Annotated in this window: 11 protein-coding genes; 9 read left to right on the forward strand and 2 right to left on the reverse strand. The window is 73.5% G+C overall.

Annotated elements, in window-relative coordinates:
- Window positions 1-150 precede the first annotated feature (150 nt).
- The 3 genes from ACWGH0_RS23220 (at window position 151) to ACWGH0_RS23230 (ending at window position 5644) form a co-directional block, all read left to right on the forward strand.
- Window positions 151-3642, forward strand: a complete 3492-nt coding sequence (locus tag ACWGH0_RS23220) for a DNA polymerase III subunit alpha (RefSeq protein ID WP_453406121.1) — start codon at window positions 151-153, stop codon at window positions 3640-3642.
- A complete protein-coding gene (locus ACWGH0_RS23225) occupies window positions 3639-4616 on the forward strand; it encodes a DNA polymerase Y family protein (protein WP_453406122.1) in 978 nt (325 codons plus the stop codon). The genes ACWGH0_RS23220 and ACWGH0_RS23225 overlap by 4 nt, the downstream gene beginning before the upstream one ends.
- 167 nt (window positions 4617-4783) lie before the next feature.
- Window positions 4784-5644, forward strand: coding sequence for an esterase/lipase family protein (locus ACWGH0_RS23230; protein ID WP_453406123.1), 861 nt, complete (start codon window positions 4784-4786; stop codon window positions 5642-5644).
- Between the two features lie 114 nt (window positions 5645-5758).
- Here ACWGH0_RS23230 and ACWGH0_RS23235 read toward each other — a convergent pair whose 3' ends face one another.
- Together ACWGH0_RS23235 and ACWGH0_RS23240 are read right to left on the reverse strand one after the other, a co-directional pair.
- The gene (locus tag ACWGH0_RS23235; protein ID WP_453406124.1) at window positions 5759-6820 is read right to left on the reverse strand and encodes a lytic polysaccharide monooxygenase; all 1062 of its coding nucleotides are present in this window, start codon (window positions 6818-6820) and stop codon (window positions 5759-5761) included.
- Between the two features lie 361 nt (window positions 6821-7181).
- A complete protein-coding gene (locus tag ACWGH0_RS23240) occupies window positions 7182-7877 on the reverse strand; it encodes a response regulator (RefSeq protein ID WP_453406125.1) in 696 nt (231 codons plus the stop codon).
- 154 nt (window positions 7878-8031) lie between these two features.
- Here ACWGH0_RS23240 and ACWGH0_RS23245 point away from each other — a divergent pair, with 154 nt between their 5' ends.
- Genes ACWGH0_RS23245 through ACWGH0_RS23270 form a run of 6 tightly spaced genes read left to right on the forward strand, consistent with a single transcriptional unit; the run spans window position 8032 to window position 13321 of the window.
- Window positions 8032-9015, forward strand: coding sequence for a Bug family tripartite tricarboxylate transporter substrate binding protein (locus ACWGH0_RS23245; protein WP_453406126.1), 984 nt, complete (start codon window positions 8032-8034; stop codon window positions 9013-9015).
- Between the two features lie 8 nt (window positions 9016-9023).
- The gene (locus tag ACWGH0_RS23250) at window positions 9024-9539 is read left to right on the forward strand and encodes a tripartite tricarboxylate transporter TctB family protein (RefSeq protein WP_453406160.1); all 516 of its coding nucleotides are present in this window, start codon (window positions 9024-9026) and stop codon (window positions 9537-9539) included.
- A 3-nt stretch (window positions 9540-9542) separates the two neighbouring features.
- Window positions 9543-11039 (forward strand): tripartite tricarboxylate transporter permease, encoded by a 1497-nt coding sequence (locus tag ACWGH0_RS23255; protein ID WP_453406127.1) that lies wholly within the window; start codon window positions 9543-9545, stop codon window positions 11037-11039.
- The gene (locus ACWGH0_RS23260; RefSeq protein WP_453406128.1) at window positions 11036-11488 is read left to right on the forward strand and encodes a GNAT family N-acetyltransferase; all 453 of its coding nucleotides are present in this window, start codon (window positions 11036-11038) and stop codon (window positions 11486-11488) included. The genes ACWGH0_RS23255 and ACWGH0_RS23260 overlap by 4 nt, the downstream gene beginning before the upstream one ends.
- A 36-nt stretch (window positions 11489-11524) precedes the next feature.
- Window positions 11525-12622 (forward strand): methyltransferase domain-containing protein, encoded by a 1098-nt coding sequence (locus ACWGH0_RS23265; protein WP_453406129.1) that lies wholly within the window; start codon window positions 11525-11527, stop codon window positions 12620-12622.
- Between the two features lie 48 nt (window positions 12623-12670).
- Window positions 12671-13321, forward strand: coding sequence for a hypothetical protein (locus ACWGH0_RS23270; RefSeq protein WP_453406130.1), 651 nt, complete (start codon window positions 12671-12673; stop codon window positions 13319-13321).
- The last annotated feature ends 11 nt before the right edge of the window (window positions 13322-13332 follow it).

Raw genomic sequence — 13332 nt, forward strand, 5'->3', positions numbered from 1 at the left:
CCCCCCACGCTCGGCGGCCCCCGGAGTTTGCGCAGGTGGGGCCGGTCCGAATGGCTGAGGACATGGCTATCGTACGAACGTTCGAAACTTGGTCTATGGTGGAGATGGGGGAGGTGAGACTGGACGGATTCAGGGGACTCAGGAGGTGCGATGCCCGCGTTCACGCATCTGCACACCGTTTCCGGGTTCTCCGTGCGCTACGGCGCCTCTCACCCCGAGCGGCTGGCCGCGCGCGCCGCCGAGCACGGCATGGACGCCCTCGCCCTCACCGACCGCGACACCGTCGCCGGCACGGTCCGCTTCGCCAAGGCCTGCGCGAAGGCCGGCGTCCGCCCGCTCTTCGGCGCGGAGCTGGCGCTGGGTCCCGGGGGACGCAACCGTGACGAGGAGGGGCGTACACAGCGTCTGCGCACGCCCGTGCGCGGCGGGGCCTTCGTCGACGAGTCCGCGCCCCGCGCCACCTTCCTCGCCCGGGACGGCGCGGCGGGCTGGGCGGACCTCTGCGAACTGATCAGCACCGCCCACGAGGCCGGCGGGCGCAACCCCGTCCTGCAGTGGGAGCGCAATCACGGCGACGGGCTCACCGTGCTGCTCGGCCCCGGTTCCGACGTCGGCCGCGCGCTGGCCGCCGGCCGCCCCGACCGGGCCGCCACCCTGCTCGCGCCCTGGCGGGAGGTCTACGGGGACGCCCTGCGCCTCGAAGTCGTCCACCACGGCCGTTCGGGCACGGGCCCCGGCTCGCTGCGGCTGGCCGCCCGCACCCTCGGCCTCGCCGCCGAACAGGGGGTGGCCCCCGTGCTCACCAACGCCGTCCGGTACGCCGACCCGGGCCTCGGGCCGGTCGCCGACGTACTGGACGCGGCCCGCAGGCTCGTCCCCATCGACCCGCGCGGCCCCCTCGACAGCGGCGAGCGCTCGCTCAAGAGCGCGGCGGAGATGGCGCGCACCGCCGAGCTGGTCGCCGAGGCCGCCGGTTACCGCCGGACCGCCGCCCACCGGCTGCTGGCGCTGACCGAGGAGACCGCCGCCGCCTGCCGCGTCGACCCCGAGGACGACCTCGGGCTCGGCACCGTCCACTTCCCCGAGCCGCACCTCGTCGGCGCGGGCCGCCGCACCGCGCAGCGCGTGCTGGAGTCCCGGGCCGCCGCCGGGATGGTGCTGCGCGGCTACGACCGGGGGCCGCGGGCCCGGGAGTACTGGCAGCGGATGCACCACGAGCTGGACATCATCGCCCACCACGGGTTCGCCTCCTACTTCCTCACCGTGGCCGGGGTCGTCGACGACGTGAAGACCATGGGCATCCGGGTCGCCGCCCGCGGCTCCGGCGCGGGCTCGCTCGTCAACCACCTCATCGGCATCGCCCACGCCGATCCCGTCGAGCACCACCTGCTGATGGAGCGCTTCCTGTCCAAGCGGCGCTCCGCGCTGCCCGACATCGACATCGACGTCGAGTCCGCCCGCCGCCTGGAGGTCTACCGCGCGATCATCGGCCGCTTCGGCGCCGAGCGGGTCGCGACCGTCGCCATGCCCGAGACGTACCGGGTGCGTCACGCCGTACGGGACGTGGGCGCCGCGCTCTCCATGGACCCGGCCGAGGTGGACCGCATCGCCAAGGCGTTCCCCCACATCCGGGCGCGCGACGCCCGCGCCGCCATGGAGGAACTGCCCGAACTGCGCCAGCTGGCCGCCGAGAAGGACCGGTACGGGCCCATGTGGGAGCTCGTCGAGGCGCTGGACGCGCTGCCGCGCGGGATCGCCATGCACCCGTGCGGCGTGCTGCTCTCGGACGCCTCGCTGCTGCGCCGCACCCCCGTCATGCCCACCAGCGGCGAGGGCTTCCCCATGTCCCAGTTCGACAAGGACGACGTGGAGGACCTCGGGCTGCTCAAGCTCGACGTACTGGGCGTACGGATGCAGTCGGCCATGGCGCACGCGGTCGCGGAGCTGCGGCGGGCGGCGGACGTGACGCTGGACCTCGACGACCCGGAGCAGGTGCCGCAGGGCGACCCGGCGACGTACGGACTGATCCGCTCGACCGAGACCCTCGGCTGCTTCCAGATCGAGTCGCCGGGCCAGCGGGATCTGGTCGGCAGGCTCCAGCCCGCGACCTTCGGCGACCTGGTCGTCGACATCTCGCTGTTCCGGCCCGGCCCCGTCGCGGCCGACATGGTGCGGCCCTTCATCGAGGCCAGGCACGGCCGCGCGCCCGCCCGCTACCCGCACCCGGACCTGGAGGACGCGCTGCGCGAGACGTACGGCGTGGTCGTCTTCCACGAGCAGATCATCGAGATCCTGCGGATCATGACGGGCTGCGACCGGGGCGAGGCCGACCAGATGCGGCGCGGGCTCTCCGACCCGGGGACGCAGGCGCAGATCCGGGCCTGGTTCGCGGAGCGGACGCGGCAGCGGGGTTACTCGCCCGAAGTCACCGCCCGTACCTGGGAGATCGTCGAGGCGTTCGGGTCGTACGGCTTCTGCAAGGCGCACGCGGTCGCCTTCGCCGTGCCGACGTACCAGTCGGCGTGGCTGAAGGCGCATCACCCCGCGGCCTTCTACGCCGGGCTGCTCACGCACGACCCCGGCATGTACCCGAAGCGGCTGCTGCTCGCGGACGCGCGGCGGCGCGGGGTGCCCGTGCTGCCGCTGGACGTGAACCGGTCGGCGGGCGCTCATCAGATCGAACTGGTGTCTGGCGAAAAGGATGTCAAAGGCTCTTCTAGTGGGACATGGGGAATCCGGCTCGGGCTCATGGACGTCCACGGCATCAGCGAGGCCGAGACCGCGCGGATCGTCGCGGGCCGCCCGTACTCCTCGCTGCTCGACCTGTGGCAGCGCGCCCACCCGAGCAGGCCGGTCGCCGAACGGCTCGCCCAGGTGGGAGCGCTGGACGCGTTCGGCGCCAACCGCCGCGACCTGCTCCTGCACCTGTCCGAACTCCGCGCCGGACAGCGGACCTCGGGCGCGTCCGGCGGTCAGCTCTTCCTCGGCGAGGGGCAGAAGGCGGCCCCGGCCGGCCTGCCCGACCTCACCGAGGCCGAGCGCCTCAGCGCCGAGCTCGGCGTCCTCGGCATGGACGCCTCCCGGCACCTGATGGGGGACCACTACTCCTTCCTCAAGGAGCTGGGCGCGACCTCCGCCAAGCGGCTGCGGCTGGCCGAGGACGGCCAGACCGTCCTGGTCGCGGGCGCCAAGGCCGCCACCCAGACCCCGCCGATCCGCTCGGGCCGCCGGGTCATCTTCACCACCCTCGACGACGGCACGGGCCTGGTCGACATCGCGTTCTTCGACGACAGCCACGCGGCGTGCGCCCACACCGTCTTCCACTCCTGGCTGCTGCTGGTGCGCGGAGTGGTGCAGCGGCGCGGGCCGCGCAGCTTCAGCGTGGTCGCGTCGGCGGCCTGGAACCTCGCGGAGCTCGTGGAACTCCGGCGTACGGGCGGCCTCGACGCGGTCGCGGAGCGGCTGGCGGCCTCCGCGGGACCGGCCGAACAGGCGCCGGGTGAGGACGGGGCCGACGGCGGGCGGACCATCGAACTGCCCACCGGCTACCGGATGAACCCGTGGTCCGACCTCAAGCCCGCGGGCGAAGGCGTGCCGACCGGCCGCAAACTGTGGCATTCGAGCCCGGGGAGCGCGGGATGATCCTCTACGTACGCTTCCACACCGCCGGGACCGGGCTGTCCGAGGCGGCGCTGCCCACCCTGCTCGGACTGATCGAGGACATCACCCCCGTCGTCCAGGCGCTCCCGCCCGACGGCGCGCTCGTCGACGTGCGGGGCGCCGAGCGGTACTTCGGCCGGGACGCGGCCGGGCTCGCCGCCCTGCTGCGGGTACGCGCCCTCGCGCACTGCGGCGCCGACTGCACGATCGGCGTCGGGCCCAACCAGCTGCTGGCCAGGACCGCCGCGCAGGACGCGCCGCCGGGCAGGACGCTGGTCGTGCCCGGCGACCCCGGGGCCGCCGCGGCGTACCTCGGCCGCAAACCCGTCGCCTCGCTCCTCGGCGTCGGCCCCGCCACGGCCCGCACCCTGTGCTCGTACGGGCTCGACACCGTCGGCAGGGTCGCCGCCGCGCCGCTCGCCACCCTCCAGCGGATCGTCGGCGCGCGGGCCGGGCGCGAACTCCAGGAGAGGGCGCGCGGCATCGACCGTACGCCGGTCGTCCCCAACGCGGCCTCCCGCTCGCTCGCCGCCGAACGGCGCTTCGACCGCGACGAGCTGGACCCGGTCCGCCACCGCCGCGCCCTGCTCTCGCTCGCCCAGGAGGTCGGGGTCAGGCTCCGCGGCGAGGAGCAGGTCTGCCGCTCGCTGACGCTCACCGTGCGCTACGCCGACCGCTCCACCACCACCCGCACCCGGACCCTGCCGGAGTCCACGGCCCACTCGGCGGCGCTCACCGCCACGGCGTACGGGCTCTACGCGGCGCTCGGCCTCCAGCGGGCCAGGGTGCGGGCCGTCGCGCTGCGCGCGGAGGGCCTGACCCCGGCGGAACAGGCCGCGCACCAGCTCACGTTCGACCCGGCCGACGAGAAGGCCCGCCGGATCGAGGCGGTCGCGGACCGGGCCCGGGCGAAGTTCGGCCCGCGCGCGGTGCTCCCGGGGTCGCTGTCGGCGTGACGGCCCGCCCCGGAGAGCCGCCGGGCCCCGCTGGTTGACTCTTCGTCAATTTTTACCGACGCGTCGCTTCACTCCTCACCTACTCGCGCGTAATTTGGCGCCAGCACGGCATCAGTGTGATCCGGATCACGCCTCCCTTTCCCCTTGAGCCGCAAGGAGATCACCCGATGCTGCCCTGGAAGCGCGCCCTCAGACCGGCCGCCGCCCTGCTCCTGGTGCTCGCCGCCACCCTCACCCCCACCGCCACGGCGAGCGCCGCCGCGTCCGCCCCCACCAGCGGATGGAACGACTACTCCTGCCGGCCGTCCGCCGCGCACCCCCGCCCGGTCGTCCTCGTCCACGGCACCTTCGGGAACTCCGTCGACAACTGGCTCGGCCTCGCCCCGTACCTGGTCAAGCGCGGCTACTGCGTCTTCTCCCTCGACTACGGGCAACTGCCGGACGTGCCCTTCTTCCACGGCCTCGGCCCGATCGACAAGTCGGCGCAGCAGCTCGACACGTTCGTCGACAAGGTGCTCGCCGCCACCGGCGCACCCGAGGCCGACCTCGTGGGGCACTCCCAGGGCGGCCTGATGCCGCGTCACTACCTCAAGTTCCTCGGCGGGGCCGACGAGGTGAACGCGCTCGTCGGCATCGCGCCCGACAACCACGGCACGACGCTCCTCGGGCTCACCCGGCTCCTCCCGTACTTCCCCGGCGTCGGCCACCTGCTGACCACCAAGACCCCGTCGCTCGCCGACCAGATCGCCGGCTCCGCCTTCCTGACCAGGCTCAACGAGGGCGGCGACACCGTTCCCGGTGTGCGCTACACCGTCATCGCGACCCGGTACGACCAGGTGGTCACCCCGTACCGCTCGCAGTTCCTTGACGGCCCCGGCGTACGGAACGTGCTGCTCCAGGACCTGTGCCCGGTCGACCTGTCCGAGCATGTGGCGATCGGACTGGTCGACCGGATCGCGTTCCACGAGGTGGCCAACGCCCTCGACCCGGCCCGGGCCACCCCGACCACCTGCGCGTCGGCGGCCTGATACACGGCTGCCGCCCCCGCCCGGGAAACGAGGCGGGGGCGGCAGCGGCCGCAGGGCCGGGCCCGGATCGTACGGGCCCGGCCGTTCGTGTGCGGTCGTACTCGTACGCCGCGGTCAGCGGCGGGCGGCCCTGCGGCGGACGGAGGCGAACATCACCGCGGCGCCGAGGGCCAGCGCCGCGGCGCCGCCGACCGCGATGTACGGGGTGGTGCTGTCGCCACCGGTCTCCGCCAGGTTCTCGCCGGCGGCTACCGGCCGAGCGGTGTCGCTCTTCGCCTCCGGCGCGTTGCCGGCGGGCTCCTCGGCGGCGGGCTCGCCGGCGGCCGGCTTCCCGTCGTCGCGGGCGCCGCCCTCGCCGGGAGCGTCCTGTCCGTCGGCGTCCTGACCGGCGGCCGGGGCCGTCACCTCCGCGCCGGTCTCGTGGTCGTCGTCGCCGTGACCGCCGTGCTCCACGGACGACTCGTCGGCGCCGTCGGCGATGTCCTCCTCGCTGGGCGCGGACGCGACCGGGGCCGGGGCGGGGCCCGAGCCGCCGGTGTCCTTGCCGAACACCACGTCGGAGCAGGTGTAGAACGCTTCCGGGCTGTCCGAGCGCTGCCAGACGCTGTAGACGAGATGACGGCCCGACTTGCCCGGGACCGTGCCGTCGAAGACGTAGTCACCGTTCTCCATGGCCGGGTCGGTGACGCTGGCGAAGGGCTGGGCCTCCAGGTCGGACCACTTCAGCGGCTTGGCCGGGTCGTAGCCGTCCTTGGTGATGTACAGGTCGAACGAGCCCTTGTGCGGGGCGGTGCCCTTGTAGCGGAAGGTGTGCTTGCCCGGGGCGAGCTTCGACGACGGCCAGTCGGCGCGCGGCAGGTCCAGGCCCTTGTACTTGTCGTTGCCGGCGCTGCACAGCTTCCCGTCCGGGATCAACTGGCGGTGCTTTCCGGCGGCGTTCGCGATGTTCACCGCGTTCCAGTCGTAGAACGCCTGCACACCACTGGCCGCCACGGCCGCCTTGCACGCCGCCGAGTCCGGGCTCTCCGGGCCCTCCGCGTAACAGGCCGACACGCGGGAGACCGGGTCCGTCATCGAGCCGTGGGCGGAAGCGGGCGCGGCGGACAGGACGGTCAGCGCGAGCGGCGCGACGCCGAGGGCGGCGATCGAGGCGGCTGTACGGCGGCGAGCGGTCATCGGGACGTTCTCCTTGCGGTGGGGAAGCGTGCGGGGGCACGGGGACGGGATCGAGTCCGGCGGCGCGGCCCCCCGAAACCAGCGGCGCCGACGGACTGAACCCGCCCCGGCGCACAGCACGCTAGCCCCGGACAGCGGCGAAAACCGCTGCTGAGAGGCGTCCTGGGCGATCTTTATGCCGGCTTTAAGGAGACGCTAAGCCGAGCCTCAGGAACCGGCGGGCATACGGACCCCGCCGCGCGAACCGGTCCGTGCGGCGGGCGCGCCCGGCGGCCCGCACGCTCGGCCGGCCCGCAGGCGATTGCGCCCGGCCGGCCCGTACGCGAGAACGGTCAACCGGCCCGTACGCGCCCCGAACCGCTCAGCCGGTCCACCGGTAGCGCCGCTCCGGCCGTCCCGTCCCCCCGTACCGCAGCGTCACCTCGGCGCGGCCCGTGTCGGCGAAGTACTCCAGATAGCGCCGCGCGCTGACGCGGGACAGCGCGCCGGCCTCGGCGCACTCGGTGGCGGACAGGCCCCCGGAGTGCTCCCGCAGGGTGCGCTCCACCAGCTCCGCCGTGTGCGCCGCGAGACCCTTCGGAAGCTCGCGCGAGCCGGGCGGGCGGGTGCCGAAGATCTGGTCGACGTCGGTCTGACGCGCCTCGCCCTGCTCGACGAGCTCGTCGAACCGGGCCCGCAGCGACGCCACGTGCCGCAACTGCTCCTGCAACGCGGCCCGGTTGAACGGCTTGATCAGGTAGTGCAGGGCCCCCGCCCGCAGCGCCGCCCTGATGATCTCCGCATCCCGGGCCGCCGTGATGAACAACGCGTCGACGGTGTGCCCGCTCGCGTACCGCTCCTCCGCCGCGCGCAGCTCGCGCAGTACACCGATCCCGTCCATGTCCGGCAGATACACGTCGAGCAGGACCAGGTCGGGACGGAACCGCTCGGCCGCACGCAGCGCCTCGGCGCCGCTGTGCGCCACCGCGACGACCGTGAACCCGTCCATCGCGGACACGTAGCGGCTGTGCAGCTTGGCGACCATGAAGTCGTCGTCCACCACCAGCACCTTGGTCACCGCGCAAGGCTAGGTCCCGACCACAACGACCACAACGTCCGTTGATTGCGGAAGGGAGACAGCTTGTTCACACGCGGGCAACATGTGGGCCACTTCACACGTCCCCCGAATTCCCCAGCGAGTTCCCCGTTCACACGGACAGGTGGTGGCCCAGGTGCGCATGCGCACTCCCCTCGCCCTGCTCGGCGCGGCACTGCTCGTACTGGTGGGGCCGCCGCTGCTCACCACGGGCAGCGGCGCCGGCACCGGCACACAGATACCCGGCCTGCGCTTCATGGTTCCCAACACGCCCGGCGGCGGTTACGACATCACGGCCCGTACGGCCGCGAAGAACGCCGAGGACGCCGGGCTCACCCACAACATCGAGGTCTTCAACCTGCCGGGCGCCGGCGGCACCGTCGGCCTCACCCGGCTCGTCGGCGAGCACGGCAACGGCAAACTCGCCATGTCGATGGGCCTCGGCGTCGTCGGCGCCGTACACACCAACAAGTCGCCCACGACCCTCGGTGACACGACTCCGATCGCCCGGCTCACCGAGGAGCAGGACATCGTCGTCGTCGCCAAGGACTCCCCGTACAAGACCATCGACGACCTCGTCGCCGCCTGGAAGAAGGACCCCGCCAAGCTCCCCGTCGGCGGCGGCTCCTCGCCCGGCGGGCCCGACCACCTCGCGCCGATGCTGATGGCGAAGGCGGCCGGCATCCGGCCGAAGACCGTCAACTACGTCCCGTTCGACGGCGGCGGCGAACTGCTCGCCTCCATCCTCGGCGGCAAGGTCGCCTTCGGCGTCTCGGGCGTCGGCGAGTACCTCGACCAGATCGAGGCGGGCGAGCTGCGCCTGCTCGCCGTCACCGGGCCCGAGCGCGTCAAGGGCCTCGACGCCCCCACGCTGCGCGAGTCGGGCCTGGACACGGACTTCACCAACTGGCGCGGCGTCGTGGCGCCGCCCGGACTCACCGACGCCGAGCGCGACAAGCTCGTCACCCTCGTCGAGAAGCTGCACGCATCGCCCGAGTGGCGGGAGTCGATGCAGAAGAACGGCTGGGACGACGCGTTCCTGACCGGCGAGAGGTTCGGCGACTTCCTGGACGAACAGGACAAGCGCGTGGACTCGGTCCTGAAGGAGCTGGGGCTGTGACGACCGGAATGAAGCCCCCCGCCCGCACCCCCCGCTCCTGGCTGCGCGAGCACTCCGAGATCGGCGTCGGCGCGCTGCTGTTCCTCCTCGGCGTCCTCGTGCTCACCGACGCCCTCACCATGGACGTCGACATCACCCAGCGCGGCCCCGTCGGCCCCAGGACCGTCCCCGTCGTCGTCGGCGCCGGCCTGCTGCTCGTCGCCGTACTCCTCACCGTCGACGTCCTGCGCGGCGGTCGCGGCGAGGCCGAGGGCGGCGAGGACATCGACCTCGGCGAACCGGCCGACTGGCGTACGGTCCTGCTCCTCACCGGCGTCTTCCTCGGCAACGCCGTCCTCATCGGCCCGCTCGGCTTCCCGATCGCCGGGGCGCTGCTCTTCTGGGGCTCGGCGTACGCCCTCGGCAGCCGCCATTACGACCGCGACCCGCTCATCGCGGCCGGCCTCTCCCTCGTCACGTACGTCGTCTTCGACAGCCTGCTCGGAGTCCCGCTCCCCGGCGGCCCCCTGATGGAGGTGCTCTGACCCATGGACTCCCTCAACTCCCTCCTCGACGGCTTCGGCACGGCCCTCACCCCCGTCAACCTCCTCTGGGCCGCCCTCGGGGTGCTGCTCGGCACGGCCATCGGCGTCCTGCCCGGCATCGGCCCCGCGATGGCGGTCGCCCTGCTGCTCCCCGTGACGTACGGGCTGGAGCCGACCGGCGCGTTCATCATGTTCGCGGGCATCTACTACGGCGCCATGTTCGGCGGCTCCACGACCTCGATCCTGCTCAACACCCCGGGCGAGAGCGCGGCGGTGGTGGCGGCCGTCGAAGGCAACCCGATGGCGAAGGCGGGACGCGGCGCGCAGGCGCTCGCCGCCGCCGCCGTCGGCCACTTCGCCGGCGGCATGATCGGCACGGTCCTGCTGGTCGCGCTCGCCCCGACCGTCGCCTCGCTCGCGGTGGACATCGGCGCGCCCGACTACTTCGCCGTCATGGTGCTGGCCTTCATCGCGGTGACGTCCGTACTCGGATCCTCCCGGGTCCGGGGCGCCGCCTCGCTCCTCATCGGCCTCACCATCGGCCTGGTCGGCCTCGACGGCATGACCGGCCGGCAGCGCCTCACGTTCGGTTCCCTCCAGCTCGCCGACGGCATCGACGTGGTGATCGTCGCGGTCGGCCTCTTCGCCATCGGCGAGGCGCTGTGGGTCGCCGCGCACCTGCGGCGCGCGGTGCCCGAGCCCATCCCGGTCGGACGCCCCTGGCTCGGCCGGGCCGACGTGAAACGCACCTGGAAGCCGTGGCTGCGCGGGCCGTTCATCGGGTTCCCGTTCGGCGCCATCCCGGCCGGCGGGGCGGAGATCCCGACCTTCCTGTCGTACGTCACGGAGAAGCGCCTCTCGCGGCACAAGGAGGAGTTCGGCAAGGGAGCCATCGAGGGCGTGGCGGGCCCGGAGTCGGCGGCCTCCGCCTCGGCGGCGGGCACCCTCGTGTCGATGCTGACCCTGGGCCTGCCCACGACGGCCGTCGCCGCCGTGATGCTGGCGGCTTTCCAGCAGTACGGCATCCAGCCCGGCCCCCTGCTCTTCGAGCGCGAACCCGACCTGGTGTGGGGCCTGATCGCCTCGCTCTTCGTCGGCATGGTGCTGCTGCTCCTGCTCAACCTGCCGCTCGCGCCGCTCTGGGCGAAGCTGCTGCGCATCCCGCGCCCGTACCTCTACGCGGGGATCCTCTTCTTCGCCGCCGTCGGCGCGTACGCGGTGGGCGGTGAGGCGCTCGACCTGGTGATCCTGCTGATCATCGGCCTGATCGGGTTCGGCATGCGACGGTACGGGCTGCCGGTGCTGCCCGCGGTGATCGGCGTCATCCTCGGCCCGGCCGCCGAACAGCAGCTGCGGCGGGCCCTCCAGATCAGCGACGGAAGCGTGACGGGACTGTTCGACACCCCCTTCTCGGTGACGGTCTACGCCGTGATCGCGGTCCTGCTCGCCTGGCCCTGGCTGAAGAAGGCCGTGGTCCGCCGCCGTAACGTGTCGGCATGACCGACGCGACCGTCCGCCCCGCCACGCCCGCCGACGTACCGGAGGTGAAGGCCGTGACCGACGCGGCCTATCACCACTACATCGAGCGCATCGGTGTCGTACCGGGCCCGATGGAGGCCGATCACGGCGCGAACGTCGCGGCGGGGCGGGTGTTCGTCACCGGCGACCCGATCACGGGGGTGCTGGTCCTCGTCCCCCACGAGGACCACCTCTGGGTGGACTCCGTCGCCGTCCACCCCGACGCCCAGGGCGCCGGCACGGGCCGCCGCCTGCTCGCCTTCGTGGAGACGTACGCCCGCTCGCTCGGGCTGCACGAGGTGCGGCTGCTGACGAACGCGAAGATGTGGGAGAACCAGAGGATGTACACCCGCTACGGCTACGAGCCGGTGGAGCGGCGGGTGCGGGGCGCGTACGACCGCATCCACTACCGCAAGCGGCTGCCGGCGTGAGCGCGACTGTCGGTGGCGGCTGCGACGATCGGAACCATGACGAGGACTGACTGGGACGCCACCGCCGACTCCTTCGACCGGGAGCCGGACCACGGCCTGCTCGACCCCGGCGTGCGCGCGGCATGGCGGGCGCGCATGAGGACGTGGCTGCCCGCGGAGCCGTCCGACGTGCTCGATCTCGGCTGCGGTACGGGCAGCCTGTCGCTCCTGGCGGCCGAACAGGGCCACCGCGTGACGGGGGTGGACCGCTCGCCGCGCATGGTCGACCTGGCGCGGATCAAACTCGCGGGCGCACAGGCGGAGATCCTGGTCGGCGACGCGTTCCGGCCGCCGGTCGGCGAGCGCCGGTTCGACGTGGTCATGGCCCGCCACGTGCTCTGGCTGCTGCCCGACGCGGGCGCCGCGCTGCGGCACTGGTGCTCACTGCTCAGGCCCGGCGGGCGGCTGCTGCTCGTCGAGGGCGTCTGGGCCGGCGACGGCATCCCGGCGGCCGAGGTGATGGAGGCGCTGGCCCCGCTCACCTCGCACGTACGGCACGAACCGCTGTCCGCCGACGCCTCCCTGTGGGGCCGCGCGGTCGACGACGACCGGTACGCGCTGGTCGCCCGGCCCGTGCCGCGCCCCCGGCACAGGGAAGTGGTCGACGTGCACCTCTTCCTGCGCCGGGGCGACGAGGTGCTGCTCGCCCGCCGGGCCGGCACCGGGTACGCCGACGGGCTGCTGCACGCGCCTTCGGGACACGTCGAGGACGGCGAGGACGTACGGCAGGCGATGATCCGCGAGGCGGCGGAGGAGATCGGCGTCACGCTGGCCCCGGACGAATTGCGCGTGGCCCTGGTCATGCAGCACCGGGGGCCCGGCGGCGCCCCGAGGACGGGCTGGTTCTTCGAGGCGGAGTGCGGCGCGGACCGCGAACCGTACAACCGGGAACCCGACAAGTGCTCCGGGCTTGCCTGGCATTCGCTGCACGCCGTGCCCGCCGACCTGGTCGCCTACTGCCGGGCCGGCCTCGACGCGTACCTGGCGGGCGAGCGCTTCGTCCTCCACTGGCACGAGGACGGCGACTCGGTGGCCCACGACGAAGCGGGGGAGCGGCGGGCGGTCCACCTGCCGGCGACGGGGGCGCCGGGCTGAGTGTCCGTACCCGTGCGGGGGTGAGCGCGCCGGCGGCAGGATGTGCGCATGACCCGTCTTCCGCGTGTGTTCGCCGCCCTGCTGCTTCCGGTCGTGCTCAGTGCCTGTGGCGCGGAGAAGGCAACCGAAACCGAAACCGGCGCGGGAACCGGCGCCCCGTCGTCGCACGAACTCGCCGCGCGGGCGGGTGAGTCGGCGCTGGAGCTCGTATACGTCACCGAGGTCCCGGGGTTCGAGTTGGCGAAGCAGTCCGTCGGCGTCATCGGCCACGACGGCTTCTTCGCCGCGTACGTATCCGCCGGCACCGGCGGACAGATACAGCTGTCGGTCGACCGGAAGCAGCCCGACCGGTCGGGCTGCCCGAAGCCGGCGGAGGGCTCCGCCACGGCCGGCGGCGGCGCGTGCGAACGCGACGGCGACCTCTGGTACCGGGCGACGGGCACCACCCACGAGTACGCGCGGGCGCACGACGGGCACGTGGTGCGGGTCGGGGCCGACGCCGGGCTCGTGGACCGCGCCACGCTGCGGCGCGCCGCCGAGAACGCGCACCGCGCCGACACGGGGGAACTGGACGAGGTGCTCCCGCCGAGCGGCCGGGTCTCCGGCGACGGGGCCGGGGCCGACGAGATGCCCGAGCGCGGCGACCTGCCCCCGGTGGGCGACGGCGCGCCCCGCAACGACGTCGGCGCGTCCGGCTGATCCGCCGCCGG

Source organism: Streptomyces sp. NPDC054887 (assembly GCF_053610585.1).

Excerpts from the sequence above, each read along its gene's own strand:
- ACWGH0_RS23220 (WP_453406121.1), top strand. The coding sequence starts at position 151 with ATGCCCGCGTTCACGCATCTGCACACCGTTTCCGGGTTCTCCGTGCGC.
- ACWGH0_RS23225 (WP_453406122.1), top strand. The coding sequence starts at position 3,639 with ATGATCCTCTACGTACGCTTCCACACCGCCGGGACCGGGCTGTCCGAG.
- ACWGH0_RS23230 (WP_453406123.1), top strand. The coding sequence starts at position 4,784 with ATGCTGCCCTGGAAGCGCGCCCTCAGACCGGCCGCCGCCCTGCTCCTG.
- ACWGH0_RS23235 (WP_453406124.1), bottom strand. The coding sequence starts at position 6,820 with ATGACCGCTCGCCGCCGTACAGCCGCCTCGATCGCCGCCCTCGGCGTC.
- ACWGH0_RS23250 (WP_453406160.1), top strand. The coding sequence starts at position 9,024 with ATGAAGCCCCCCGCCCGCACCCCCCGCTCCTGGCTGCGCGAGCACTCC.
- ACWGH0_RS23255 (WP_453406127.1), top strand. The coding sequence starts at position 9,543 with ATGGACTCCCTCAACTCCCTCCTCGACGGCTTCGGCACGGCCCTCACC.
- ACWGH0_RS23260 (WP_453406128.1), top strand. The coding sequence starts at position 11,036 with ATGACCGACGCGACCGTCCGCCCCGCCACGCCCGCCGACGTACCGGAG.
- ACWGH0_RS23265 (WP_453406129.1), top strand. The coding sequence starts at position 11,525 with ATGACGAGGACTGACTGGGACGCCACCGCCGACTCCTTCGACCGGGAG.
- ACWGH0_RS23270 (WP_453406130.1), top strand. The coding sequence starts at position 12,671 with ATGACCCGTCTTCCGCGTGTGTTCGCCGCCCTGCTGCTTCCGGTCGTG.